23 protein-coding genes are annotated in these 24,346 nt (G+C 61.5%); 14 read left to right on the forward strand and 9 right to left on the reverse strand.

The genetic code is table 11. The annotated features are described in order from the left end of the window. The first annotated feature begins 241 nt into the window (after positions 1–241). From gabD to QZR30_RS09970, 3 genes are all read left to right on the forward strand, one after another. Complete coding sequence (gene gabD, locus QZR30_RS09960) at positions 242–1,684, forward strand: NADP-dependent succinate-semialdehyde dehydrogenase (protein ID WP_046070366.1); 1,443 nt, start codon at positions 242–244, stop codon at positions 1,682–1,684. Positions 1,685–1,864: 180 nt separating this feature from the next. After that, positions 1,865–3,142: a 4-aminobutyrate--2-oxoglutarate transaminase gene (gene gabT / locus QZR30_RS09965; RefSeq protein ID WP_056847246.1), complete on the forward strand. Its 1,278-nt coding sequence runs from the start codon at positions 1,865–1,867 to the stop codon at positions 3,140–3,142. 213 nt (positions 3,143–3,355) lie between these two features. Next, a complete protein-coding gene (locus tag QZR30_RS09970; protein WP_046070368.1) occupies positions 3,356–4,564 on the forward strand; it encodes an HDOD domain-containing protein in 1,209 nt (402 codons plus the stop codon). 58 nt (positions 4,565–4,622) lie between these two features. On the opposite strand, the gene QZR30_RS09975 is transcribed toward QZR30_RS09970, so the two are convergent. Next, on the reverse strand, positions 4,623–5,624 hold the full coding sequence (locus tag QZR30_RS09975) for a GGDEF domain-containing protein (RefSeq protein ID WP_043050816.1): 1,002 nt from the start codon (positions 5,622–5,624) through the stop codon (positions 4,623–4,625). A 188-nt stretch (positions 5,625–5,812) separates the two neighbouring features. Continuing rightward, positions 5,813–6,997: a delta-9 fatty acid desaturase DesA gene (desA, locus tag QZR30_RS09980; RefSeq protein WP_046070369.1), complete on the reverse strand. Its 1,185-nt coding sequence runs from the start codon at positions 6,995–6,997 to the stop codon at positions 5,813–5,815. A gap of 166 nt (positions 6,998–7,163) precedes the next feature. Here desA and dibA point away from each other — a divergent pair, with 166 nt between their 5' ends. The 6 genes from dibA to QZR30_RS10010 all read left to right on the forward strand — a co-directional run bounded on the left by dibA (position 7,164) and on the right by QZR30_RS10010 (position 13,435). Beyond that, on the forward strand, positions 7,164–9,077 hold the full coding sequence (gene dibA, locus QZR30_RS09985; RefSeq protein WP_311903262.1) for a phosphodiesterase DibA: 1,914 nt from the start codon (positions 7,164–7,166) through the stop codon (positions 9,075–9,077). A gap of 269 nt (positions 9,078–9,346) precedes the next feature. Then, positions 9,347–9,529: a sulfur starvation response protein OscA gene (gene oscA / locus QZR30_RS09990; RefSeq protein ID WP_007941032.1), complete on the forward strand. Its 183-nt coding sequence runs from the start codon at positions 9,347–9,349 to the stop codon at positions 9,527–9,529. A gap of 65 nt (positions 9,530–9,594) precedes the next feature. Continuing rightward, on the forward strand, positions 9,595–10,605 hold the full coding sequence (locus tag QZR30_RS09995; protein ID WP_311903263.1) for a sulfate ABC transporter substrate-binding protein: 1,011 nt from the start codon (positions 9,595–9,597) through the stop codon (positions 10,603–10,605). Positions 10,606–10,746: 141 nt separating this feature from the next. Next, positions 10,747–11,565 carry a sulfate ABC transporter permease subunit CysT gene (gene cysT / locus QZR30_RS10000; RefSeq protein ID WP_046070371.1) on the forward strand — a complete coding sequence of 273 codons (819 nt, stop codon included), beginning with the start codon at positions 10,747–10,749 and terminating at the stop codon, positions 11,563–11,565. 13 nt (positions 11,566–11,578) lie between these two features. Beyond that, positions 11,579–12,451: a sulfate ABC transporter permease subunit CysW gene (cysW, locus tag QZR30_RS10005; RefSeq protein WP_043050822.1), complete on the forward strand. Its 873-nt coding sequence runs from the start codon at positions 11,579–11,581 to the stop codon at positions 12,449–12,451. Between the two features lie 3 nt (positions 12,452–12,454). Then, positions 12,455–13,435, forward strand: a complete 981-nt coding sequence (locus QZR30_RS10010) for a sulfate/molybdate ABC transporter ATP-binding protein (protein ID WP_046070372.1) — start codon at positions 12,455–12,457, stop codon at positions 13,433–13,435. Positions 13,436–13,558: 123 nt separating this feature from the next. On the opposite strand, the gene QZR30_RS10015 is transcribed toward QZR30_RS10010, so the two are convergent. Beyond that, on the reverse strand, positions 13,559–14,086 hold the full coding sequence (locus QZR30_RS10015; RefSeq protein WP_311903264.1) for an Mpo1 family 2-hydroxy fatty acid dioxygenase: 528 nt from the start codon (positions 14,084–14,086) through the stop codon (positions 13,559–13,561). 83 nt (positions 14,087–14,169) lie between these two features. Between QZR30_RS10015 and QZR30_RS10020 the strand changes: the two genes are divergently transcribed. Continuing rightward, on the forward strand, positions 14,170–14,856 hold the full coding sequence (locus tag QZR30_RS10020; protein ID WP_046070374.1) for a Crp/Fnr family transcriptional regulator: 687 nt from the start codon (positions 14,170–14,172) through the stop codon (positions 14,854–14,856). Here the strand turns inward: QZR30_RS10020 and uraH are convergent. After that, positions 14,851–15,261, reverse strand: coding sequence for a hydroxyisourate hydrolase (uraH, locus tag QZR30_RS10025; protein WP_056847242.1), 411 nt, complete (start codon positions 15,259–15,261; stop codon positions 14,851–14,853). The two genes, QZR30_RS10020 and uraH, sit on opposite strands and share 6 nt — an antisense overlap. A gap of 27 nt (positions 15,262–15,288) precedes the next feature. Further along, positions 15,289–15,762: a GlcG/HbpS family heme-binding protein gene (locus tag QZR30_RS10030; RefSeq protein WP_046070375.1), complete on the reverse strand. Its 474-nt coding sequence runs from the start codon at positions 15,760–15,762 to the stop codon at positions 15,289–15,291. A gap of 100 nt (positions 15,763–15,862) precedes the next feature. Between QZR30_RS10030 and QZR30_RS10035 the strand changes: the two genes are divergently transcribed. After that, positions 15,863–16,228, forward strand: coding sequence for a response regulator transcription factor (locus QZR30_RS10035; RefSeq protein WP_043050828.1), 366 nt, complete (start codon positions 15,863–15,865; stop codon positions 16,226–16,228). A 115-nt stretch (positions 16,229–16,343) separates the two neighbouring features. On the opposite strand, the gene QZR30_RS10040 is transcribed toward QZR30_RS10035, so the two are convergent. Beyond that, positions 16,344–17,348 carry an AraC family transcriptional regulator gene (locus QZR30_RS10040; protein WP_046070376.1) on the reverse strand — a complete coding sequence of 335 codons (1,005 nt, stop codon included), beginning with the start codon at positions 17,346–17,348 and terminating at the stop codon, positions 16,344–16,346. A gap of 101 nt (positions 17,349–17,449) precedes the next feature. On the opposite strand from QZR30_RS10040, the gene QZR30_RS10045 reads away from it, so the two are divergent. Next, positions 17,450–18,520 carry a fatty acid desaturase gene (locus QZR30_RS10045; RefSeq protein WP_046070377.1) on the forward strand — a complete coding sequence of 357 codons (1,071 nt, stop codon included), beginning with the start codon at positions 17,450–17,452 and terminating at the stop codon, positions 18,518–18,520. Here the strand turns inward: QZR30_RS10045 and QZR30_RS10050 are convergent. Together QZR30_RS10050 and QZR30_RS10055 are read right to left on the reverse strand one after the other, a co-directional pair. Then, positions 18,507–19,322 (reverse strand): ABC transporter ATP-binding protein, encoded by an 816-nt coding sequence (locus tag QZR30_RS10050; protein WP_046070378.1) that lies wholly within the window; start codon positions 19,320–19,322, stop codon positions 18,507–18,509. The two genes, QZR30_RS10045 and QZR30_RS10050, sit on opposite strands and share 14 nt — an antisense overlap. Then, positions 19,319–20,917 (reverse strand): ABC transporter permease, encoded by a 1,599-nt coding sequence (locus tag QZR30_RS10055; RefSeq protein ID WP_046070379.1) that lies wholly within the window; start codon positions 20,915–20,917, stop codon positions 19,319–19,321. The genes QZR30_RS10050 and QZR30_RS10055 overlap by 4 nt, the downstream gene beginning before the upstream one ends. 288 nt (positions 20,918–21,205) lie before the next feature. Between QZR30_RS10055 and QZR30_RS10060 the strand changes: the two genes are divergently transcribed. Continuing rightward, positions 21,206–22,207: an ABC transporter substrate-binding protein gene (locus tag QZR30_RS10060; RefSeq protein WP_046070380.1), complete on the forward strand. Its 1,002-nt coding sequence runs from the start codon at positions 21,206–21,208 to the stop codon at positions 22,205–22,207. A gap of 98 nt (positions 22,208–22,305) precedes the next feature. Here QZR30_RS10060 and QZR30_RS10065 read toward each other — a convergent pair whose 3' ends face one another. Next, entirely contained in the window at positions 22,306–23,226 is a 921-nt protein-coding gene (locus QZR30_RS10065; RefSeq protein ID WP_046070381.1) for a LysR family transcriptional regulator, read from the reverse strand. A 183-nt stretch (positions 23,227–23,409) separates the two neighbouring features. On the opposite strand from QZR30_RS10065, the gene QZR30_RS10070 reads away from it, so the two are divergent. After that, complete coding sequence (locus QZR30_RS10070; RefSeq protein ID WP_032878449.1) at positions 23,410–24,315, forward strand: TauD/TfdA dioxygenase family protein; 906 nt, start codon at positions 23,410–23,412, stop codon at positions 24,313–24,315. Positions 24,316–24,346: the final 31 nt, after the last annotated feature.

Genomic DNA, 24,346 nt, shown 5'->3' on the forward strand with positions numbered 1-24,346 from the left:
TTGTGCGCTTGATCTGAAAGATGAACCAGATGCGCCATATTCGTTCTTTTTTTCGAACATCCTATTGCCCTATACCCCCATTGATCCTAGGATTCGTTTGAGATTTCAAACGCTCTGTCTCCCGTGCGCTGTATTTTTCTCCCGCGCGCTGGGGCTGATTTCCCTGACGGCAGCCCACAAGGCGCCTTTCAACAACTCTAATTCGCTCCGCGTGCGCGCGGTGCTGTTAAGGAAAGCCGACATGCAGCTCAAAGATACCCAGTTGTTCCGCCAGCAAGCCTTTATCGATGGCGCTTGGGTCGATGCGGACAACGGTCAGACCATCAAGGTCAACAACCCGGCCACGGGTGAAATTCTCGGCAGCGTGCCGAAGATGGGCGCCGCGGAAACCCGCCGCGCCATCGAAGCCGCCGACAAGGCCCTGCCGGCCTGGCGTGCCCTCACCGCCAAGGAGCGCGCCAACAAGCTGCGCCGTTGGTTCGAACTGCTGATCGAAAACCAGGACGACCTCGGCCGCCTGATGACCCTCGAACAAGGCAAGCCGCTGGCCGAAGCCAAGGGCGAAATCGTCTACGCCGCGTCCTTTATCGAGTGGTTTGCCGAAGAAGCCAAGCGCATCTACGGCGATGTGATCCCAGGCCACCAACCCGACAAGCGCCTGATCGTGATCAAGCAGCCTATCGGCGTGACCGCGGCGATCACTCCGTGGAACTTCCCGGCCGCCATGATCACCCGCAAAGCCGGCCCGGCCTTGGCTGCCGGCTGCACCATGGTGATCAAGCCAGCCTCGCAGACCCCATTCTCGGCCCTGGCCCTGGTTGAGCTGGCGCACCGCGCCGGTATCCCGAAAGGCGTGCTCAGCGTGGTCACCGGCAGCGCCGGCGACATTGGCGGCGAGCTGACCAGCAACCCGATCGTGCGCAAATTGTCCTTCACCGGCTCGACCGAAATCGGTCGCCAGCTGATGGCCGAATGCGCCAAGGACATCAAGAAAGTCTCCCTGGAGCTGGGCGGCAACGCGCCGTTCATCGTGTTCGACGACGCCGACCTGGATAAGGCCGTCGAAGGCGCGATCATCTCCAAGTACCGCAACAACGGCCAGACCTGCGTCTGCGCCAACCGCCTGTACATCCAGGATTCGGTGTACGACGCGTTCGCTGAAAAGCTCAAGGTGGCCGTGGCCAAATTGAAGATCGGCAACGGTCTGGAAGAAGGCACCACCACGGGCCCGCTGATCGACGAAAAAGCCGTGGCCAAGGTTCAGGAGCACATCGCTGATGCCCTGAGCAAAGGCGCCAAGCTGCTGGCCGGTGGCAAGGCGATGGAAGGCAACTTCTTTGAGCCGACCATCCTCACCAACGTCTCCAAAGACGCCGCTGTCGCCAAGGAAGAAACCTTCGGCCCGCTGGCGCCGCTGTTCCGCTTCAAAGACGAAGCCGATGTGATCGCCATGGCCAACGACACCGAGTTCGGCCTGGCCTCGTACTTCTACGCCCGCGACCTGGGCCGGGTGTTCCGTGTGGCTGAAGCCCTGGAATACGGCATGGTCGGCGTCAACACCGGGTTGATCTCCAACGAAGTGGCGCCGTTCGGCGGCATCAAGGCCTCTGGCCTGGGCCGTGAAGGCTCCAAGTACGGGATCGAGGATTACCTGGAAATCAAATACCTCTGCCTGGGCATCTGACCAGCAAGAGCTTGCAGCAAACGCAGAGGGCACGAGAGCGCTGCCCCTTTGCGTGTTTCACATCGTTATTCGTAGTGGCCGGGAAAGCTGTGGCAGTCGATCATCGCATGCTGCCGTAGTTGCCTCCCCGCCACGTATGCCTTGGACCACGCCACCCGATGAGTGGCGAATGAGGACTTTATGAGCAAGACCAACGCTTCCCTGATGAAACGCCGCGAAGCCGCTGTACCCCGCGGTGTTGGCCAGATTCACCCGATCTTCGCCGAATCCGCGAAGAACGCCACGGTGACCGACGTAGAAGGTCGCGAGTTCATCGACTTCGCTGGCGGTATCGCCGTGCTGAACACTGGCCACGTACACCCGAAAATCATCGCCGCCGTGACCGAGCAGCTCAACAAGTTGACCCACACCTGCTTCCAGGTATTGGCCTATGAGCCCTACGTCGAAGTGTGCGAGAAAGTCGCTGCCAAGGTGCCAGGCGATTTCGCCAAGAAAACCCTGCTGGTCACCACCGGTTCCGAAGCCGTCGAGAACGCCGTGAAGATCGCCCGCGCCGCTACTGGCCGTGCCGGCGTGATTGCCTTCACCGGTGCCTACCACGGTCGCACCATGATGACCCTGGGCCTGACCGGTAAAGTCGTGCCGTACTCGGCTGGCATGGGCCTGATGCCAGGCGGCGTGTTCCGCGCGCTGTACCCGAACGAACTGCACGGTGTGAGCGTCGACGACTCCATCGCCAGCATCGAACGCATTTTCAAGAACGATGCCGAACCGCGTGATATCGCCGCCATCATCATCGAGCCGGTACAGGGCGAGGGCGGTTTTTACGTCGCGCCGAAAGCCTTCATGAAGCGCCTGCGCGAACTGTGCGACCAGCACGGCATACTGCTGATCGCCGACGAAGTGCAAACCGGTGCCGGCCGTACCGGTACCTTCTTCGCCATGGAACAGATGGGCGTGGCCGCCGACCTGACCACCTTTGCCAAATCCATCGCTGGCGGCTTCCCGCTGGCCGGTGTGTGTGGCAAGGCCGAATACATGGACGCCATCGCCCCGGGCGGCCTGGGCGGCACCTACGCCGGCAGCCCGATCGCCTGCGCCGCGGCCCTGGCCGTGATGCAAGTGTTCGAAGAAGAGCACCTGCTGGACCGCTGCAAGGCGGTCGGCGAGCGCCTGGTGACGGGCCTCAAGGCTATCCAGGCCAAGTACCCGGTGATCGGTGATGTGCGTGCCCTGGGCGCGATGATCGCGGTCGAGCTGTTTGAAGATGGCGACAGCCACAAGCCTAATGCGGCGGCCGTTGCTGCCGTGGTGGCCAAGGCGCGTGACAAGGGCCTGATCCTGCTGTCTTGTGGCACCTACGGCAACGTGTTGCGCGTCCTGGTGCCGTTGACCTCGCCGGACGAGCAGTTGGACAAGGGCCTGGCGATTATCGAAGAGTGTTTCTCCGAACTCTGACACGCCCCGCCCCTGTAGGAGCGAGCTTGCTCGCGAAAAACGCCCAGGCACCGCGTTTCAAGGGCTGCCCGCGTTTTCGTTGACGACCTTCGCGAGCAAGCTCGCTCCTACGAAAAGCAAAAGAACCGCTTCGGCGGTTTTTTTGTGTCTGCTTCATTTTACGCACGCGGCGGCATTGTCTAAGGTGCAAGCATTGCCGATGGAGCGTGCTGGATGACTGCTGTTGATTTACCCGCTGTACCCCGAGTGCTGATTGCCGAAGCGGACCCTTGGTCGCGGGACCTGCTCAAGCAAGTGTTGTTGAATGTGCGTTGTGATGCGCGGCTGGATGTGTGCGCCGATGGGCAGCAGGCCGCCACGCTGTTGCGGGAAAAAACCTATGACCTGATCCTTGCGGACTGGGAGCTTGCGGGCGTCGATGGCCTGAGCCTGCTGCGCAGCGTGCGCCAGCAGCACCGCTCCCCCGCATTGCCATTTATTCTGCTGAGCAGCCGTAACGACAGCGCCAGCGTACGCGAAGCCCTGCCCCTGGCGCCGACTGCGTACCTGACCCACCCGCTGAACATGGAGAGCCTGACCCAGCGCCTGCAAGACCTGCTGCTTAACGAAGGCGAAAGCGTGTATTGCGAGATTCCGGCGCTGGCGCCAGGCATGACCTTGCCAGCATTCCTGGAACGGCGCCGAGAGGTCTGCGATGGCGCGCCGTTGCGTGTGGATGTTAAAACCGCGGTGCAACGCAGCCTGGGGCCCGAGGGTCTGCACCTGCAGCAGCTCGAAGACCAGGTGCGTATCGACCCGCAAATCAACGCCGTGCTGATCGCCGCCGCCAACAGTGCCGGGTATCACGGCACGCCGGTGCAGACTCTGCACGCGGCCCTGAACAAGCTGGTCCCCGGACAAAGCATGAACCTCATCCTGGGCCTGGCGCTCAAGCACAACGTGGTGCTGGGTGACCCTGGGCTGTTGGCTTACGCCGAGCGGTACTGGCAGTTGTCCGAGGACAGCGCCGAGTACGCCCGACGCCTGGCGCGCATGCTGGAACTGGATCACCAGCGCTGCTATAGCGCCTGCATCCTGCATCGGTTGGGCGACCTGGCCTTGTTGCGCTGCCTGGAAGACTGGCGCCAGGCTGGCGGCGCCCTGGATGACGAAGCGATCGGCGAATCCCTCGACACTTTTGGCGCCGCCTACGGCTCGGCGTTGCGCACCCGCTGGCGTTTGCCGCTGGAGTTGCGCCAATTGATCGCGGCCACCTATTCACTGGAAGGCGGTGTGTATTCACGCGAAGCCTTGGTGGTGAACCTGGCGACACAGATGGCGCGGTTGACCGAGCATGAAGGGCTGCAAGAGCTTGCCAGCAGCAAGACCGCACGGCTGCTCAAAGTGGGCTTTTCCGAACTGACAAGAGTACGCAAAACCTGACAGCCAATGAGACCAAATGTGGGAGGGGGGCTTGCCCCCTCCCACATTTTGCCCGAGTCTAGCCTGCGATAACGCGGTTCTTGCCCAGTCGCTTGGCCTCATACATCGCTGCATCCGCCCGGGCGAACAGGCTGTCGAGGGTGGAGTCATCCTCGCGCAAGCTGGCCAGGCCCTGGCTGACGGTCACGTTGAATTCACGGCCCTCATAGCTGAACAGCAACGCCTGGATCTCCTTGCCCAGCCGTTCGGCCACTTGCAGGGCCATCTCCGGTGCGCAACCGGGCAGTACGGCGGCGAATTCTTCGCCGCCAATGCGCCCGAACAGGTCGCCACGGCGCAGTACCCCGCGACCACTCTCGGCAATGCGCCGCAGCACCTGATCGCCCTCCAGGTGGCCGTAGGTGTCGTTGATGTCCTTGAAGTCATCGATGTCCAGCAACAGGAACGCCAGCGCCGTGCCCTGCACGCAGGCGTTGTCGAACGCCTGGTTGGCGCATTCGAAGAAGTGCCGGCGGTTGCTGCTTTGGGTCAGCACGTCGGTGGTGGCGAGGCGGTGCAGTTCCAGCTCCAGCAGCTTCTTCTCGGTGATGTCTTCGGCCATGCCGACCACGATCAGCGGCTCGCCAGGCACCACCTGCTGGTTGATGTAGCACTTGTCGCACAGCCAGCGGATTTGCCCGTCGGCGGTGATGATGCGGTACTCGCGGTCTTCCACGGCGCCCTGTTCCAGCACACGGGCCAGGCTGTGTTCGGCGTAGTCGAGGTCTTCGGGGTGAACACTGTTGCGCCATTCCCGGTGATCGGCCAGCAGCAAGCCGGCTGAACGGCCAAAGATGCGCTCGTAGGCCGGGCTCACATACAGCACGCGGCGCGTTTCCCAGTCGATGGCCCATAGCACCGCGTTCACGCTGACCAACAGCGAACTGAGCAGTTGCTCACGCTCACTCAGTCGCTCGACTTCGCCCTGGGCATGCATCAACGCCAACAGGGTCGCCGCCGCGGCCGGGCGCGGCGGCTCGGCAGTAGGCACATCGGGCAGGCAGGGCTTTTCGTGAACCATCGGTACAACTCTCTCTGGGCGCGCCGCAGGATGGAACAGCGGTCACTACAAGGGGTCACCATGATGGCGAAGTGTTCTTTGAGAGAGGGGAATTGCGGTGAAGTTCCATGATCGTGACCGATTGGCGGTGCCCGTAAAATGGCGCCAAAAAGCCAGTGCGCGGGAGGGCGAGCCCTCCCACGTCACCCTCAGACCGCCGCAGGCCGCAGCGAATAGGTCTTCAATTGGTGGGCAAAATCGCGCAGGGATTGGATACCGCTGGCCTCTGCCTCATGCACCCACTCCTTGATCGCAGCCAGCATATCGTGGCCATTGGTGCTGGTCTTGAGCCAGATCTGCTGGAGCGCCAGGCGCTTTTCGTAGATCACCGTCAGCGCATGGCTGTGCTCCAGCATGCTCTGGATGCGCAGGTGGTGGCGGTCATCGAGCAAGCTGGTTTCCCGCGACAACAGGCGCTTGGCCCGGTGGAACTGGTGGCGTACCGAATGATCGACCTTCTCCAGCTCCTGCTTGACCAGCGGGCCAATCACCAATTTGCGGTATTGGGCCATGATCTGGAAGCGGTTGTTGAGGATCGCCATGGCGGTGTCCATGTCCAGGCTGCCCTTGCCTTCGACGCGGTGGGCAATGGGCGCCACGCGCTGCACCTTGGCCAGGCGCAGGAAGCTGAACACCTTGATCCACGCCCAACCCAGGTCGAACTCCCACTTCTTCACCGACAGCTTGGCCGAGTTGGGGTAGGTGTGGTGGTTGTTATGCAGCTCTTCGCCGCCGACGATGATGCCCCACGGCACCAGGTTGGTGGCGGCGTCACGGCATTCGAAGTTGCGATAGCCCACGGCATGGCCCAGGCCGTTGATCACGCCGGCGGCCCAGAACGGAATCCACATCATCTGGATCGCCCAGATGGTGATGCCGATGGTGCCGAACAGCAGCACGTCGATTACGCCCATGATCGCCACGCCCAGCAGCGGGTAGGGCGTATAGAGCTTGCGTTCGAGCCAGTCGTCCGGGCAGTTCTTGCCGTAGATGCGCAAGGTGTCGGGGTTTTCTGCCTCGGCGCGATACAGCTCGGCACCTTTGCGCAATACGGTGGACAGGCCCTTGATCACCGGGCTGTGCGGGTCATCGACGGTTTCGCATTTGGCGTGGTGCTTGCGGTGGATGGCGGTCCACTCGCGGGTGTTCTGCGCCGTGGTCAGCCACAGCCAGAAGCGGAAGAAGTGTTTAAGGCCGGCATTGAGCTCCAGGGAGCGATGGGCGGAATAGCGGTGTAGATAGACGGTGACCGCAATGATGGTCACGTGGGTCATCAACAGAGTGACTGCCACCAGTTGCCAGGCTGACAGATCAAGAAAACCGTTGTACCACATAGGCTGTATGGCCCTCAGATAAAGAAAAAAACAGCATCCGCATTATCACTTCCTTTGCAGATAAAACCAGTGGCTGTTTCAGATAAGGCTTACAAGGTGTTTCCTCATCTATAATCCTGATCCTTTGTAGGGCGATTCTGGTTATTTAGTAAGGATTACTAAACATATGCTGTTTTCATACCGAGGTGCCCTACGTGCGGGGCTGGTATACCTGCTGGTTTCCATCGTTTGGCTCCAGCTCAGCAACTACGCATTGATCAACTTTATCGATGAGCCGTGGGAGCTGGGGCGCTGGCTGCAGATGCGCGGTTATGTGTGGGTCAGCCTCAGCGCGTTAGTCATTTACTGGATCGGCCGGCGTTTTGCCCATGCCCATGCGTTGCAGCAGCCCCTGAAAGAAAACCGCGAGCGCCTGCGTCAGGCCGCTGCGGTGTTCGATTGCACCCGCGAAGGGGTGCTGGTCACCGATACCCAAGGGCTGATAGTGCACGTCAACCGGGCGTTCATAGAGATCACCGGTTATCGCCGCGAAGACGTCATGGGCCAGCGACCAAGCCTGTTCAAATCCGGCCGCCATTCGTCGACTTTCTACCAGCAAATGTTCCAGACGCTGGAACGCACGGGCGAATGGAGCGGCGAAATCTGGAACCGACGCAAAAGCGGCGAAATTTACCCACAATGGCAAACCATTCGCGTCATCCACGATGACCAGGGCAAGGTCAGCCACTACGTCGCGGTGTTCTCGGATATCAGTGCCATCAAGGACTCCGAACACGAACTGGCGCACCTGGCCCACCATGACCCGCTCACCGACCTGCCCAATCGCCTGCTGTTCACCGACCGTGCCGAGCAGGCCCTGGCCTCGGCGCAGGTACACAAGCGTGGTTGTGCCTTGCTGCTGATGGACCTGGACCACTTCAAGATCATCAATGACAGCCTTGGTCATAACGTCGGCGACCAGTTGCTCAAGCTGGTCGCCGAACGCTTGCGCGGCTTGTTCGGGCCCGGTGTGACCCTGGCGCGCCTGGGCGGCGACGAGTTCGCCGTGCTCGCGGAGAGTTGTCCACAGGTGCTGCAGGCCGCAGCCTTGGCACAGCGCATGCTCAATGCCATGAAGGATCCCTTCATTTTTGACGGCAACCAGCTGTTTATCAGCGCCAGCATTGGCATCAGCCTGTTTCCCAGCGACGCCCTGAACGCCGAGCAATTGCTGCGCAACGCCGACTCCGCCTTGTTCAAGGCCAAGAACGCCGGCCGCGAAGGCTACGCCCTGTACACCGAAGAACTCACCGCCCATGCACAGAACCGCGTGGAGATCGCCAGCGAGCTGCGTCGCGCTCTCGACCAGCAGGAGCTGCGCGTCTATTACCAGCCGGTACACGACCTGCAGGACAGCCGCCTGGTGGGCGTGGAAGCGCTGGTGCGCTGGGAACACCCGGAACGTGGGCTGATACCGCCGGGCGAATTCATCCCCATCGCCGAACGCACCGGGCTGATTGCCGACATCGATGGGTGGGTGATGGACCAGGCCTGTCGCCAGATGTGCCAGTGGCTGGCCGACGGCGCGCCGCTGAGTTTTATTGCGGTGAATGTCTCCAGCCGCTTGTTCGCCCGGCGCGAGCTGTACGAGCAAGTTGCCCAGGTGCTGCACGCCACTGGCCTGGATCCGGCCTTCCTTGAACTGGAAGTCACCGAAAGCGCGGTGATGGACGACCCGGAAGTCGCCTTGGAGCAACTGCACCGCCTGCGTGAACTGGGCCTGCGCCTGGCGATCGACGACTTTGGCACCGGCTACTCCTCGTTGCTGCGGCTCAAACGCCTGCCGGTGCAGAAACTCAAGATCGACCAAGGTTTTGTCGCGGGTTTGCCCTGGGATGAAGACGATGCTGCGATTGTGCGCGTGGTCATCGCCCTGGCCAAAAGCATGGGCATGCAGGTGCATGCCGAAGGTATCGAACAGGTGGAGCAGGCGCGCTTCCTGCTGGACCAGCAGTGCGATATGGGCCAGGGCTACTGGTTTGGGCGACCGATGCCAGCCGACGCTATCGACTGGACCCGAGCACCCTCAATCCAGACTTGAAATGCAGTCAAAATGTGGGAGGGGGCTTGCCCCCGATATCGGTGGGTCAGCCAAGTTTTTCTAACCAGATACACCGCCATCGGGGGCAAACCCCCTCCCACATTTGGATCGCAACCACACGCAACCCCACGTCCTGTCAGAAAATTCTTTCTGGTTATATAAACATTCTTAAATAGTATTTTTAAGAATATCCGCGCTTATCTACTATCGCCCTCACGCCGCAAGCAGTGCCGCCACTGCCAGGCACTATTCATTTCAGGAGCGAGATCATGAGCGCATCTCTACGTAGCGTCGACGGCCAGGACGAAGCAACCATTTTGCGTGAGATCCAGAGCGCCCTGCGCGATCTGCGGTTTGGCGCAGTGGAAATCACCGTGCACAACGCTCAAGTGGTACAGATCGAACGCAAGGAAAAATTCCGCCTGCAGAACCCGGGTAACAAACCGAGCTGAGCAAGAACGGCGATAGACCCGCAACTATAAGAAAAGCCAACACTCAAGAATTTTCAGGAGCTTCTATGTCGTCGATTCGCCGTTACGCCCTGGCCGCGTTGGCCAGTGCCGTGTTTGCCGGTTCCGCCGTTGCCAAGGACTACGAGTTGCTCAACGTCTCGTACGATCCGACCCGTGAGCTGTACCAGGACTACAACACCGAGTTCACCAGCTTCTGGAAGCAGTCCCACCCCGGCGACAACGTCAAGATCCAGCAATCCCACGGCGGTTCCGGCAAGCAAGGTCGGGCGGTGATCGACGGCCTGCGTGCCGACGTGGTGACCCTGGCCCTGGCCGGCGACATCGACGAAATCGCCAAGCTGGGCAAGACCCTGCCGGAAAACTGGCAGACCCGCCTGCCGGACGCCAGCACCCCGTACACCTCGACCATCGTGTTCCTGGTGCGCAAGGGCAACCCCAAGGGCATCAAGGACTGGGGCGACCTGATCAAGAAAGACGTATCGGTGATCACGCCAAACCCGAAAACCTCCGGCGGTGCACGCTGGAACTTCCTTGCCGCCTGGGCCTACGGCCTCAAGACTGGTGGCAGCGAAGCCAAGGCTCAGGAATACGTGAAAGAGCTGTTCAAGCACGTCCCGGTACTGGACACCGGCGCGCGCGGATCTACCATTACCTTCGTCAACAACGGTCAGGGCGACGTATTGCTGGCCTGGGAAAACGAGGCGTTCCTGGCGTTGAAAGAAGACGGCGGCGCCGACAAGTTCGACATTGTCGTGCCGTCCCTGTCGATCCTCGCGGAGCCACCCGTGGCCGTAGTCGACAAGAACGCCGAGAAAAAGGGCAACACCGAGATCGCCACCGCGTACCTTAATCACCTGTACAGCCCGGCTGGCCAGGAGATTGCGGCGAAGAACTTCTACCGACCACGGGATGAGAAAGTCGCCGCCAAGTATGCCCAGCAGTTCCCGAAACTGGACCTTGTGACGATCGACAAGGACTTCGGCGGCTGGAAAACGGCCCAACCGAAATTCTTCAATGATGGTGGCGTGTTCGACCAGATCTACACGGCGCAGTAAGCCAAATTACCTGTAGGAGCGAGCTTGCTCGCGAAGATCTTCAACGATAACGCGTACAGGCTGAATGAGCGCGGTGCCTTTGAGTTCTTCGCGAGCAAGCTCGCTCCTACAGTAGTGTTTACCCTTTAACCAAGGACTCTTATGTCGCGTCGCATTTCCCCCGTCATACCCGGCTTCGGGCTGACGCTGGGCTACACCGTCGTGTACCTCAGCCTGATCGTACTCATCCCCCTGGCGGCGATGTTTGTACACGCCGCTCAACTCACCTGGGATCAGTTCTGGAACATCATTTCCGCACCGCGCGTGCTGGCGGCGTTGAAGCTGAGCTTCAGCACCGCGCTGTACGCCGCGCTGATCAACGGCGTGATCGGTACGCTGCTGGCCTGGGTGCTGGTGCGTTACACCTTCCCCGGTCGCAAGGTCATCGATGCGATGATCGACCTGCCGTTCGCCCTGCCCACGGCTGTGGCTGGTATCGCGCTGACCGCGCTGTACACGCCTAACGGTTTGGTCGGCCAGTTTGCCGCCGACCTGGGTTTCAAGATCGCCTACACCCCCCTGGGTATCACCCTGGCCCTGACCTTCGTCACCTTGCCCTTCGTGGTGCGCACGGTGCAGCCGGTGCTGGCCGATATCCCCCGGGAGATCGAAGAGGCCGCGGCCTGCCTCGGCGCCAAGCCGCTGCAAGTGTTCCGCTACATCCTTGTGCCTGCGTTGTTGCCTGCGTGGCTGACCGGCTTCGCCCTGGCGTTTGCCCGGGGGGTGGGTGAGTACGGTTCGGTGATCTTCATCGCCGGCAACATGCCGATGAAGACCGAGATCCTGCCGTTGCTGATCATGGTCAAGCTTGACCAGTACGACTACCGCGGCGCCACCTCCATTGGTGTGCTGATGCTGGTGGTTTCCTTCATTCTGCTGCTGCTGATCAACTTGTTGCAGCGGCGCATCGAACGTCCATAAGGAGGCGCGGAACATGTCCCAATCGTCTATTTCCGCCGCGTCCTCGGCCAATGCCGCCCGGCGTGGCAGTGCGGTGTCGCGACGCATCCTGATCGGCCTTGGCTGGCTGGTGTTCGTACTGTTTCTGCTGCTGCCGTTGCTGATCGTGGTAACCCAGGGCTTGAAGAATGGCCTGGGTGCATTCTTCACTGCGATCCTCGAGCCCGACGCGCTGTCGGCGTTGAAGCTCACGGTGATTGCCGTGGCGATTTCGGTGCCGCTCAACCTGGTGTTTGGTGTAAGCGCCGCCTGGTGTGTGAGCAAGTACTCGTTCCGTGGCAAGAGCATCTTGGTGACGCTGATCGACCTGCCGTTCTCGGTCTCGCCGGTGATCGCGGGTCTGGTCTACGTGCTGATGTTCGGCGCCCAGGGCTTCTTCGGCCCATGGTTGCAGGACCATGACATCCAGATCGTGTTCGCCTTGCCCGGCATCGTGCTGGCGACCATCTTCGTCACCGTGCCGTTCGTGGCCCGTGAGTTGATCCCGCTGATGCAGGAGCAGGGCACCCAGGAGGAGGAGGCGGCGCGTCTGCTCGGTGCCAATGGCTGGCAGATGTTCTGGCATGTCACCGTGCCGAACATCAAATGGGGCCTGATCTACGGCGTGGTGTTGTGTACCGCGCGGGCCATGGGCGAGTTCGGCGCGGTGTCGGTGGTGTCCGGCCACATTCGTGGGGTGACCAATACCCTGCCGCTGCATGTCGAGATTCTCTACAACGAATACAACCACGTTGCCGCGTTTGCGGTGGCCAGCCTGTTGCTGATCCTGGCGCTCTTCATCCTGCTGCTCAAGCAGTGGAGCGAGAACCGAATCAACCGCCTGCGCAACAGCGCCGGTGAGGAATAAGTCATGTCGATCGAAGTCCGTAATGTCAGCAAGAACTTCAACGCCTTCAAGGCCCTGGACAGCATCAACCTGGATATCCAGAGTGGCGAGCTGGTGGCGTTGCTGGGCCCGTCCGGCTGCGGCAAGACCACCTTGCTGCGCATCATCGCCGGCCTGGAAACCCCGGATGCCGGCAGCATCGTGTTTCACGGCGAAGACGTCTCCGGCCACGATGTGCGTGATCGCAACGTCGGCTTTGTGTTCCAGCACTACGCCTTGTTCCGCCATATGACCGTGTTCGACAACGTCGCCTTCGGCCTGCGTATGAAACCGAAAAACCAGCGCCCCAGCGAAAGCCAGATCGCGGTCAAGGTTCACGAATTGCTGAACATGGTGCAGCTCGATTGGTTGTCTGACCGCTACCCGGAACAACTCTCCGGTGGCCAGCGCCAACGTATCGCCCTGGCCCGCGCCCTGGCGGTGGAGCCCAAAGTGCTGCTGCTGGACGAACCCTTCGGCGCCCTCGACGCCAAGGTGCGTAAAGAGCTACGCCGCTGGCTGGCGCGGCTGCACGAAGACATCAACCTAACCTCGGTGTTTGTGACCCACGACCAGGAAGAGGCCATGGAAGTCGCCGACCGCATCGTGGTGATGAACAAGGGCGTGATCGAGCAGATCGGCTCGCCGGGGGATGTCTACGAAAACCCGGCCAGCGATTTCGTTTATCACTTCCTGGGTGATTCGAACCGCCTGCACCTGGGCGAGGATAAGCACCTGCTGTTCCGCCCCCATGAGGTGTCGCTGTCGCGGCATGAGCTGGAGGATCACCATGCGGCGCAAGTGCGGGATATTCGGCCGTTGGGCGCCACGACGCGGGTGACGCTCAAGGTCGAAGGCCAAAGCGAGCTGATCGAGGCCGAAGTGGTCAAAGACCATGACAGCCTCACAGGTTTAACCCGTGGCGAGACCCTGTTCTTCAAACCCAAGGTCTGGCAAAAAGCCTAAACTCACCGCAAAGCCAAATGTGGGAGGGGCGGTGCGACGATTCGACTTGCTCCCGATAGCAGTGGATCAGCCAGAATATTTGTGACTGACACACCGCCATCGGGAGCAAGCCCCCTCCCACATTTAGACTCCACTTGGCTTGAGATCGCGGCGTCCCACCGGGCCTGAACGTTGTTCAATCTGCTTTTGCAGGTCCTGCCGCAACCCCACCAGAAACGCCAACTCCGCCACCACAAACAACGGCCCCACAATCAGCCCCGACACATCGTCCACAAACGCGGGTTTCTTGCCTTCGTAGTAATGCCCGACAAACTGAATCACCCAGCCCACCACAAACATACCCGCGCCACTGCTCAGCCATACCATCGTGCTCTGTGCCGCCAATACATGCCCGGCCCACACCGACAGGCCCATCAGCACCGTCATCAGCACGCCCAGGGCCAGTTCCAGGCGCAGGTAGAACCACGCCGAGAACAACGCCACGAGCACCGCTGGCGAGACCCACAGGCCACCCACCGTCCATTCGGGGCGTGACAACAGCACGGCCACGGCAACCACGATCAATGGGATACCGATAAAGTGGCTGACAATATTGCGCGGGTCGCGGTGGTACGCGGCGTATTGACTGAGGTGGTCGACGAGGCTTTTCATTGTTGTTCCTCCTGTAGGATGTTTGATCATGCCCTTTCAGTCGGTGCCTAACTGTCAACTGGGCGACAATCTTCGGAGCTCCCATGGACACAGGGATATGGCACGCGCACTTGGCCCGCGGCCATTGGTTCAAACACTTGCCGCCAGACTTGCAGCGTAGCCTGCTGGGCGCGGCGCGCGTGCGCTCATTGACGGCGGGGCAGTTTCTGTTCAAGCGCGGCGACCCGCCGTGTGGGCTGTATGCGGTGCTGGAAGGGGCGGTGCGTATCAGCGCGGTCAGTGCCCAGGGTAAGGAAGCGGTGTTGAGCCTGGTGGAAACACCGCACTGGTTCGGCGAAATCTGCCTGTTCGACAACCTGCCACGCACCCACGACGCCCTGGCCACAGGCGCGTGCACACTATTGCAGGTGCCGCAGGCGGCGATGCTCGACATTCTCGAACAGCATCCAATGTTCTGGCGCGATATGGCCCTGCTGATGAGCCATAAACTGCGCTTGTCATTGATCAATATCGAACAAATCAGCCTGATGCCCGCGTCGGTGCGCCTGGCCCATCGGTTGCTGATGATTGCCCAGGGCTACGGTGAAATAGAGCCGCCGCGCCGCGTGTTGCAGCTGCCCCAGGAAGATCTGGCGGCGATGCTCGGCCTGTCGCGCCAGACCATCAACAGTCTGCTCAAGGCGCTGGAGCAACAGGGCATCATTGGCTTGAGTTACGGCGCCATCGAGATACTCGACCTCAACCGGCTGCGCCTGGCCGCAGGCCTATGAACCGCGATACGTGGAGAAACCGTAAGGGCTGAGCAACAGCGGGATGTGGTAATGCTGGTCGGCCTGCTTGACTTGGAAAATCACCGGCACCTCGGGGAAGAACGTCTCGCGGTTGGCCTTCTTGTAGTAGTCACCCGTCTTGAATACCACGCGGTATTCGCCCGGCGTCATGCTGCGGTCGGCGGGAAACAGTTCGGCGATGCGTCCCTGCTGGTTGGTGACGCCTTTGGACAGCGCCTGCCAGTGGTCGCCCACCTGCTGTTCCAGGGTGACGCTGACACCGGCCGAAGGCAGGCCGTTTTCCAGGTTGAGCACGTGTACGCTCAGCGGGTTGCCGGCGGCCAGGGCCAGGTTGCACAGGCCGCTCAGGCTGAGGGCGGCGAGGGTCATGCTGAGGGTTTTCATTGGAAAGTCCTTTTGATAGAGGTCAAGTCAGGGGGTGATTTTCAAGCCCAGTTGCTCGGCAGCCTGGACGGCACAGGCTTCGTCCTGCGCAGCGCCACCGGCCCCGGCGATGCCCAGCGCACCGACCAGTTCGGCGTCAGCGAACAGCGGTATGCCGCCGCCGAGCAACAGCAACTCGGGCAAGCTGTTAAGGTTGGCGGCCTCGGGATTGTTGCGGGCTCGCTCGGCGAATAGCCGGGTCGGGGTTTTAGTCGACAGCGCGGTGTACGCCTTGCGTTGGCTGGCGAGGCTGTTGTGCGGGCCGACACCGTCAGCCCGCAGGCCCAGCAGCAGGTTGCCGCCGCGATCGAGTACCGTCAGAGCAGCCGTGCAATGGGCCAGGCTGGCGTCGGCCAGTTGGCGTGCGGTGCGCAGATCCAGCTCGGCGTGGCGCGGCAGTTGTGGCGTGGCCTGGGCTGCGGTGGCTACGGCAAGGCTGAGGAACAAAGCGGTGCGATACATGCGAAGAGCTCCAGAAGGCAGGCCATCACGGTAGCCAGTGGACGCGGACAAAAGCCGCACAATTGGATGACAGGTTTGTAATCAAACCCAGAGGTAAGACATGCAGGTGTTGTTAGTGGAAGACCAGCCGCAACTGGCCCAGCGCATGGCCCAGGGCCTGAGCGAGGCCGGCTTCTCAGTGGAAGTCGCGGCCAACGGCATGGCGGCGCAGCGGTTTGTGGAAGGCACCGAGTACGACCTGGTGATCCTGGACGTGATGCTACCGGGCTTGAACGCCTGGACATTGCAGCAGGCGATTCGGCAAAAGGGCGACACGCCGGTGCTGTACCTGACCACACCGGGCGGCATTGAAGACCGGTTGCGGGGGTTGGAACTGCATGAGGATGACTACCTGCTCAAGCCGTTTGACGCCAAGGTGTTGGTGGCGCGGGTGAGGAAAGTATTGCGCCGGGATCGTGGGCGCTGATTGCCTTAGCGACCGCTATCGGGAGCAAGCCCCCTCCCACATTTGACCGCGCTCATAGTTCAGTGTGGGAGGGGGCTTGCCCCCGATGAGGCCATCCCAGCCACTGAAAATCTTCCTACCGCAACCCATCCCGAAACTGCCCCGGCGTCACCCCCGTCCAGCGCTTGAACGCCCGGTTGAAACTGCTGGTATCGGCAAACCCCAGCAAATGGCTGATCTCGGCCAACGAACACTGCGGATCCCTCAGGTGCAACAACGCCAGGTTCTCCCGACACTCATTGAGCAGCGCATCAAACCGACAGCCTTCATCCGCCAGATGCCGCTGCAAGCTGCGTAAACTCAGGTGCAAGGCCTGGGCAACGCGTTCGGCACTCGGCTCGCCATCGGGCAATTGCGCCTCGATGACGGCGCGCACCTTGCGCTCCCAAGTCAACGGTTGCAGTTGGGCGAGGGTGCGCTTGAGCACGGTTTCGTTGTGTTCGGCCAACTCCGGGTTGGCATCGTCAAGATGACTGTCGAAGTCGTGGGCGGCGAACTCCAGGCGATCTTCGTCGGCGGCAAAAGACACGGGAGAGCGAAACACCTTGTGCCATGGCTCGGGGTCGACAGGCTGCGGGCGCCGTAGATAAACGGCCAGCGGCGCATAGTCACGCCCCAGGCGGTTGCGGCAAGTGCGCACGTAGATTGCCGCGAAGGCGTCGATGGCCTCCAGCGCCGGCGCGGGGCTGCCTTGGGGTTGGAGCAGGCGAAAGTGGTAGACGTCACCGTGGCGGCTCAGCTCCAGGCTCAGGGCATCACTGACCACTTGGTGATAGCGCACGATACGTTCGAACACCTCGCGCAAGCTGCCGCTGGCCACCAGGGCATAACCCAGCGCATGAAATGTCGTGGGGCTGACAAAGCGCGACACCCGCAAGCCAATCGCCGGATCACCGCTGGCCTGCACCGCCAGTTGCCACAGGCGCGTGGTCGCCGACAACGGATAACGTGCGTTGGGGTCGTCCATCTGCTGCGGGTCGAGGCCGGCCTCGGCGCACAGCGCGGCGCTGTCCAGGCCCAGGGCGTCGAGCTGCTTGCGCAGGGCGCGGGTCCAACTGGCGAGGGAAGTGGGTTCGGTCATGGCGATTGGCGCTTGCGGTCAACAGGTTGGCGTCCGAGGCTAGCGTCCTGCCCGATCGCTTAGGGCAGGATGGACACATCAATGTACAAGAGGATGGAAGCATGGACGGTACTTCTGCAAGTCCCCAACAGATGAACGCACAACAACGTTCAGCGCATATCCGTGAGGTGGTGCTGGCCGAGGGCGCCCGATTGCGCCAGCGCCACCCCTGGCTGCTGCATCAGGACGCCCTGGGCGCCGGCATCCTGGCGTTTGCCTTGCTCGGCATGCTCGGCTCGGCGGCGCTCTATATCAGTGGTCACCTGGCCTGGTGGGCGTGCCTGCTGCTCAACGCGTTCTTCGCTTCACTGACCCACGAGTTGGAGCACGACCTGATCCACAGCATGTACTTTCGCAAGCAGCGCCTGCCCCACAACCTGATGATGGGCCTGGTGTGGCTGGCGCGGCCCAGCACAATCAACCCGTGGATACGCCGGCATCTGCACCTCAACCACCATAAGGTCTCCGGCACTGAGGCCGATATGGAAGAACGCGCCATTACCAATGGCGAGCCCTGGGGATTTGCGCGCTTGCTGATGGTGGGCGACAACATGATGTCGGCCTTGATCCGCATGCTGCGGGCCAAGACCTGGGCGCACAAACTCAGCATCCTCAAGCGCGTGGTGCTGGTGTACGCCCCGCTGGCGCTGCTGCATTGGGGCGCGTGGTATGTCTTTCTGGGCTTTCATGCCGCCAACGGCATCGCCAATCTGTTGGGCGCGCCGATCATGTGGTCGGCCGGCGCCTTGCAGATGATGCAGGTGATCGACATCGCTGCGGTGGTTATCATCGGCCCCAATGTGTTGCGCACGTTCTGCCTGCATTTTGTCAGCTCCAACATGCACTACTACGGCGATGTGGAACCGGGCAACGTGATCCAGCAGACCCAGGTCTTGAACCCCTGGTGGCTGTGGCCGTTGCAGGCGTTCTGCTTCAACTTCGGCAGCACCCATGGCATCCATCACTTTGTGGTGAAGGAGCCGTTTTACATCCGCCAGATGACCACCAGGGTGGCGCATAAGGTCATGGCTGAGATGGGCGTGCGCTTCAATGATTTCGGCACCTTCGCCCGGGCCAATCGGTTTGAGCGCCAGGAACAGCCGGACGCCAAACTCGCTTTCAGCAAGCAATGAACGCCAGGGGCAGGTCGCGGATCTGTGCGCGCACGGGCGGCTGATAGTGGTCGTCGCTGGTCAGCTCATGCAGCAGTTCTTCGCGTAACTGGTGGAATTCGAAACTGCTGCGCTGGCGCGGATGGGGCAGGGCGATCTCTACCACCTGCTTGATACGCCCGGGCCGGGGCTCCATCACTACCACGCGGTCGGCGAGGAAAATCGCTTCTTCCACGTCATGGGTGACCAGCACCGTGGTGATCTTGGCGCGGGCGCGAATGGCCAGGAGTTCGTCCTGCATCTGCTGGCGGGTCAGTGCGTCGAGGGCGCCGAAGGGTTCGTCCAGCAACAGGATGCGCGGGCTGGCCACCAGGCCACGGGCAATTGCCACTCGTTGGGCCATGCCGCCGGAGAGTTGGTGGGGGTAGGCGCGGGTGAAATCAGTCAGGCCCACCAGCTCGATGAAATCGCTGATGCGTCGGTTACGCTCGGCCTCGTCCAGGGGCTCGTTGACCAGGCCCAGGCCGATGTTTTGCGCCACGGTCAGCCAGGGAAACAGGCGATGTTCCTGGAACACGATGCCACGTTCGCCGCCGATACCGCTGACGGCCTTGCCATCGACCTGGATCTGGCCGCGAAACTGCGTATCCAGCCCCACCAGCAAACGCAGCAGGGTGGACTTGCCGCAACCGCTGGCGCCGACAATCGCGACAAACTCGCCTTCGGCAATCTCCAGGTTGAATTCGCGGATGGCTTCCAGTTCGAAGCCGTCGACGTCGAAGCTCTTGCCCACATGGTTGAAGCTGACAATAGGTGCGTTCATGCGTGTCTCCAGCGGGTGGCGCGGGTTTCGATGCGTTGGCCGATCAAGTTGAGGAGGGCGCCGGTGAAGCCGACCAGAAGCATGCCGCCCATGATCAGGTCCATGCGCAGCAGTTGTTGGGCGCCGATCATCAGGCTGCCGATGCCGCCATTGGACGGCATGAAATATTCGGCGCCGATGGTGCCCATCCAGGCGTAGATCAAGCTCAGGCGCAGGCCGGCGAAAATACCCGCCGCTGCGCCCGGCAGTACCAGGCGACGCAGGCGTTGCCACAGGTTCAGGCGCAGCACTTGAGCGGCTTCGCGCAGTTGCGGCGACAGGTTGAGCACGCTGCGCTGGGTGGCGATAAACAACGGGAAGAACGCGGCGAGGGCGATAAACACCCACTTGGCCAGTTCACCCAGGCCGAACCAGGCGGTGAGCAGTGGCACCCAGGCGAAAATCGCAATCTGGCGCAGCGCAGCCAGCGTCGGGCCGAGTAGTCGCTCACTGCGCCGCGACAACCCCAGCCACAGGCCCAGGGCAAAGCCCAGGCTACCGCCGAGCAGCAAGCCGCCCACGGCCCGGCCGAGGCTTTTGCCTAAAGCCGCGCTCAGGCTGCCATCCAGCACACCGGCCACGGTGGTTTGCAGCACCGCCCAGGGGCTGACCAGAATATTCGGGTCGACCCAGCCCTGTTGTGTCGCCACCTGCCACAGCGCCAGCAACAGCAGCGGCAACAGCCAGGGTTGCAGGCGTTGCCAGCCTTCATAGCGCGGCCCGCGCCGGATCTGCGCCGTGGCCGGATGGGGCCAGTGCACCCATTTGCGATCCAGCCAGCCGATGCCGCGATCCATCACCACGCCCAGCACGCCGATGACCACGATGCACACGAAGACGATATCGAGCATGAACAACTGGCGTGCCCATACCATCAGGTAGCCGATGCCTTCGCTGGAGGCCAGCAACTCCACGGCCAATAGCGACGTCCAGCCCGCCGCCAGGGCCAGGCGCACCCCGGCCATGAACGCCGGCAACGCGGCGGGCAGGATCAGGCGGCGAATCAGCAAGTGGGTGGGCAAGCGCAGCACACGGGCGGCTTCGCGCAGGTTGGGCTGGGCGTCGCGCACGCCCACCAGGGTATGCAGGGTCACGGGCACCACGATGGCCTTGATCAGCACCACCAGTTTCAGAGTTTCGCCAATGCCGAAAAACACCATGAACAGCGGGATCCACGCCAGGGTCGGCACTTGCGACAACGCGCTGAACGTAGGGAATACCAGGCGCTCGGCGCGGGCGCTGAAACCCAGGCTCGCGCCCAATAGCGCACCGGCGCCGATACCGGCCAGCAGGCCCCAGAACAAACGTTGCAAGCTGATTGCCAGATGGCTCCACAACTCGCCGCCGGCCAGCTCCACGGCGCTGCTCCACACCAGGGCAGGGGTTGGCAGGATCTGCTCGCTCATCCAGTGGTTGCGGCTGGCCAGCCACCACAGGGCAAACAGCCCGAGCGGCAGCAACCAGGGCAACAGGTGTTCGCTCAGTTGCGGCCAACGCTGCGTGGCGCCTTTGGACGGGGCTGCCAGAGGTAGGCTCAAAAGTGAAATCCGGGCCATGAAAGACCTCCGCTGGTGCCAAATACGTTATGTGATTTCGGTCTTACAAAAGCGTAATCAAGATGATTGCGAGATAAGAGAAATCATTTAAAGCCTCAGCCCTCCAGGCATCCAATGCATTCGAAGAATATTTTCGATGCTATTCATGCATAACGCCTTGGAGCCTGCGTATTCGCTTGCATAGTCCTAAAAGCTATTAAATTGTGAATTTATAGTATTTAAAGTTTTGTACGGCTTGTGCCTACTTTCTGCTCCCCAGGCGACCGTCGCCCACCAGGAGCTGTGCTTATGAAATTGCCCTTCAAACATCTGATCAGCCTGTTGGCCGGCACCGCCCTGGCCGGGCTGGTGCAGGCCGCTGACCTCAAGGAAATCCGCATTGCTGTGCCCGACCTCAGCGCTGGCAGCCAGCACAGCGGCGGTGGCATCACCGACGTGTTGCGTGAACAGCAGATCTTTGAAAAAGCCTTTGCCGACCAGGGCATCAAGATCCAGTGGAATTACTTCAAGGGCGCGGGCCCTGTGATCAATGAAGCCTTCGCCAACGGCCAGGTGGACCTCGCCTATCTGGGCGACCTGGCGGCAATCATCGGCCGTTCCAATGGCCTGGATACGCGGCTGCTCAGCGCCACAGCCCGTGGGGTCAAGCACTACCTCGGCGTGGTGCCGGGTTCAGGCATCAAGACCCTGCAAGACCTCAAGGGCAAGCGCGTGGCGGTGTTTCGCGGCACGGCCAGCCAGTTGTCGTTCGACAGTGCGTTGGCCAGCCAGGGCTTGAGTGAGAAGGACCTGAAGGTCATCAACCTGGACTTCAATGCCGCCAGCGCTGCCCTGGCCGCCAAGCAGATTGACGCCACCTGGGGAGGCTCCACCCTGACCGCGCTGCAAGCCAAAGGCCTGGCGGAAATACCGCTGACCACCAAAGACCTCGGCGATGCCGGCAGTATCCAGGCCGTGCTGGTGGGCAGCGCCAAATTTGTCGACCAACACCCCGACGCGGTGGCCAAGTTGCTCAAGGCCCAGCAGCAGGCGGTGCAGTGGCTGACCGATGACAACAACAAACAGGCCTATATCGCGCTGGTGTCGGGGCTGGCCAGTTACCCGCCGGTGATCCTGACCAATGATTTGAAAGACCAGAAACTCAGCGAGATTTTCCCCTCGACCCTGGACCCGGTGTTCCTGGGCAAATTGCAGGATGCGGTGGATTTGGCGTCGAAGGAGAAGCTGATCCGTCGCTCGTTTCAGGTGAGTGATTGGGTGGCGCCTGGGTTGGCGGCGGCTGGGCTTTGAGCTTATCGGTGCCTGGGCGATTGCTATCGGAGGCAAGCCCCCTCCCACATGGGAACGCATTCCAAGTGTGGGAGGGGGCTTGCCCCCGATAGGGCCCTTCAAACCGCCACACTCACCACCTGCCTGTCCACCTCCACCAACGTCTCAATCATCGCCTTCGCCGCCGGCGACAACCGCGACCCAGTGCGACTGACAATCCCGCAACGCGCACTCATGGTCTCCATATTCTGCGGCAGGTTGCGCCAGTGCAGCAGCACCAGCGAACCGCTGGCCACATCCTCGGCAAAGGCTTCCTCGGTGCCGACGCCGATGGCGTTGGACTGCAGCACGATCTTCACCAGCGCCGGGAAGTGTTCGGTCTGGATGCTCGGGGAGAAATCCATGCGCCCGCTGAGGTTCGCCAGCAGTTTGCGAATGCCTTGGGAGATCAACGGCGAGGCCAGCGGATAGTCGAACATGTCGTTGGTCGACAGGCTGTCCTTGGCCAGCAGCGGGTGCCCAGGGCGGCAGAAAAAGACGCCGCGTTTGGGCGTCAGTGCGCGGGTCTGGAAATTCGGGTCGGCCTCGAACTGACGGATGTCGGCGATAAAGAATTCGATCTCTTCACGGCTCAGGCTGCGGCTGAGGGTTTCCCAGTTATCCACCTGGAAACTCGTGCGGATTTTCGGGTGGGCGTTGATAAATCGCGCCACCGCATCCGGCACCAACTTCACCGCTGGCGCCGGGCCGCAACCGAAGCGCAGGTCGCCGGCGTCGAGCTTGGTCATGCGCGTCACTTCACTGCTCAGCAGCGCCGCGCCGTGCACCAGGCTCAGGGCGTGCTGCAACACCACCTGGCCTTCCGGCGTAGGGCGCAGGTCCTTGTGGCCGCGGTCTACCAGCACGCAGCCGAATTCCTGTTCCAGCCCCTGGATGCTGCGGCTGAACGCCGGTTGGGTGATGCCCATGGCGTCCGCTGCACGCACGAAACTGCGGTGTTCGTTGAGGGCGATGAAGTAGCGCAGTTGGCGAAGATCCATATGCTTTCCCGGCATTTTAAAAATAGGTCGAAGGCATTTGCGACCGAGCAAGCTGAGGGTTTTAAATGCAAGCTCTTATTCCGTCAACGAAGCATTGATTCATTTGCTAGATCTAAATTGCATATGAATAGAGCGTTGCTGGAAAGCATCTCTACCATCAGCAGGCACATGAGGGTCATCACAATGAGCAACGCCGCATTAGCAGTTCAACCCATCGCCCACGCGCTCGACATCCACCCGGTGGCCGGTCGTATCGGCGCCGAGATCCGTGGCATCAAACTGTCTGGTGACCTGGATGCCGCCACTGTCGAGGCCATCCAGCAGGCACTGGTGCAGTACAAAGTGATCTTCTTCCGTGAGCAAACCCACCTCGACGACCAGAGCCAGGAAGCCTTCGCCCACCTGCTCGGTGAGCCGATTGCACACCCTACGGTGCCGGTGCGCGACGGCACGCGCTTTCTGATGGAATTGGATGGCACCCGTGGACAGCGCGCCAACTCCTGGCACACCGACGTGACTTTCGTCGATGCCTACCCAAAAGCTTCGATCCTGCGTTCGGTGCTGGCGCCAGCGTCCGGCGGCGACACCGTCTGGGCCAATACCGCCGCCGCTTACAACGACCTCAGCGTCGAGCTGCGTGCGTTGGCTGACCACCTATGGGCGGTGCACAGCAACGAGTACGACTACGCCGCACGCAAGCCGGATGTAGCGGTAGAGAAGCTGGAGGAATACCGCAAGGTCTTCACTTCGACAGTGTACGAAACCGAACACCCGGTGGTACGCGTGCACCCGGTCAGCGGTGAGAAAACCTTGCTGCTGGGGCACTTCGTCAAGCGCCTGAAAGGCTATTCCCAGGCGGAGTCGACCCAGCTGTTCAACCTGCTGCAAGGCCACGTCACCCGCCTGGAAAACACCGTACGCTGGCGCTGGAATACCGGGGACGTGGCGATCTGGGACAACCGCGCCACCCAGCATTACGCGGTGGACGACTATGGCACCCAGGAGCGCATCGTGCGTCGGGTCACGCTCAAGGGTGATGTGCCGGTGGGTGTGCAGGGGCAGCGCAGCCAGACCACCAAAGGTCTCTAAGCCGGTTGGAGATCAAAATGTGGGAGGGGGC

The sequence above is a fragment of the Pseudomonas sp. rhizo25 genome (genome assembly GCF_031931935.1).
Taxonomy (GTDB): domain Bacteria; phylum Pseudomonadota; class Gammaproteobacteria; order Pseudomonadales; family Pseudomonadaceae; genus Aquipseudomonas; species Aquipseudomonas synxantha.

Coding starts and splice junctions, on each gene's coding strand:
- gabD (WP_046070366.1), top strand. CDS start 242: ATGCAGCTCAAAGATACCCAGTTGTTCCGCCAGCAAGCCTTTATCGAT.
- gabT (WP_056847246.1), top strand. CDS start 1,865: ATGAGCAAGACCAACGCTTCCCTGATGAAACGCCGCGAAGCCGCTGTA.
- QZR30_RS09970 (WP_046070368.1), top strand. CDS start 3,356: ATGACTGCTGTTGATTTACCCGCTGTACCCCGAGTGCTGATTGCCGAA.
- QZR30_RS09975 (WP_043050816.1), bottom strand. CDS start 5,624: ATGGTTCACGAAAAGCCCTGCCTGCCCGATGTGCCTACTGCCGAGCCG.
- desA (WP_046070369.1), bottom strand. CDS start 6,997: ATGTGGTACAACGGTTTTCTTGATCTGTCAGCCTGGCAACTGGTGGCA.
- dibA (WP_311903262.1), top strand. CDS start 7,164: ATGCTGTTTTCATACCGAGGTGCCCTACGTGCGGGGCTGGTATACCTG.
- oscA (WP_007941032.1), top strand. CDS start 9,347: ATGAGCGCATCTCTACGTAGCGTCGACGGCCAGGACGAAGCAACCATT.
- QZR30_RS09995 (WP_311903263.1), top strand. CDS start 9,595: ATGTCGTCGATTCGCCGTTACGCCCTGGCCGCGTTGGCCAGTGCCGTG.
- cysT (WP_046070371.1), top strand. CDS start 10,747: ATGTCGCGTCGCATTTCCCCCGTCATACCCGGCTTCGGGCTGACGCTG.
- cysW (WP_043050822.1), top strand. CDS start 11,579: ATGTCCCAATCGTCTATTTCCGCCGCGTCCTCGGCCAATGCCGCCCGG.
- QZR30_RS10010 (WP_046070372.1), top strand. CDS start 12,455: ATGTCGATCGAAGTCCGTAATGTCAGCAAGAACTTCAACGCCTTCAAG.
- QZR30_RS10015 (WP_311903264.1), bottom strand. CDS start 14,086: ATGAAAAGCCTCGTCGACCACCTCAGTCAATACGCCGCGTACCACCGC.
- QZR30_RS10020 (WP_046070374.1), top strand. CDS start 14,170: ATGGACACAGGGATATGGCACGCGCACTTGGCCCGCGGCCATTGGTTC.
- uraH (WP_056847242.1), bottom strand. CDS start 15,261: ATGAAAACCCTCAGCATGACCCTCGCCGCCCTCAGCCTGAGCGGCCTG.
- QZR30_RS10030 (WP_046070375.1), bottom strand. CDS start 15,762: ATGTATCGCACCGCTTTGTTCCTCAGCCTTGCCGTAGCCACCGCAGCC.
- QZR30_RS10035 (WP_043050828.1), top strand. CDS start 15,863: ATGCAGGTGTTGTTAGTGGAAGACCAGCCGCAACTGGCCCAGCGCATG.
- QZR30_RS10040 (WP_046070376.1), bottom strand. CDS start 17,348: ATGACCGAACCCACTTCCCTCGCCAGTTGGACCCGCGCCCTGCGCAAG.
- QZR30_RS10045 (WP_046070377.1), top strand. CDS start 17,450: ATGGACGGTACTTCTGCAAGTCCCCAACAGATGAACGCACAACAACGT.
- QZR30_RS10050 (WP_046070378.1), bottom strand. CDS start 19,322: ATGAACGCACCTATTGTCAGCTTCAACCATGTGGGCAAGAGCTTCGAC.
- QZR30_RS10055 (WP_046070379.1), bottom strand. CDS start 20,917: ATGGCCCGGATTTCACTTTTGAGCCTACCTCTGGCAGCCCCGTCCAAA.
- QZR30_RS10060 (WP_046070380.1), top strand. CDS start 21,206: ATGAAATTGCCCTTCAAACATCTGATCAGCCTGTTGGCCGGCACCGCC.
- QZR30_RS10065 (WP_046070381.1), bottom strand. CDS start 23,226: ATGGATCTTCGCCAACTGCGCTACTTCATCGCCCTCAACGAACACCGC.
- QZR30_RS10070 (WP_032878449.1), top strand. CDS start 23,410: ATGAGCAACGCCGCATTAGCAGTTCAACCCATCGCCCACGCGCTCGAC.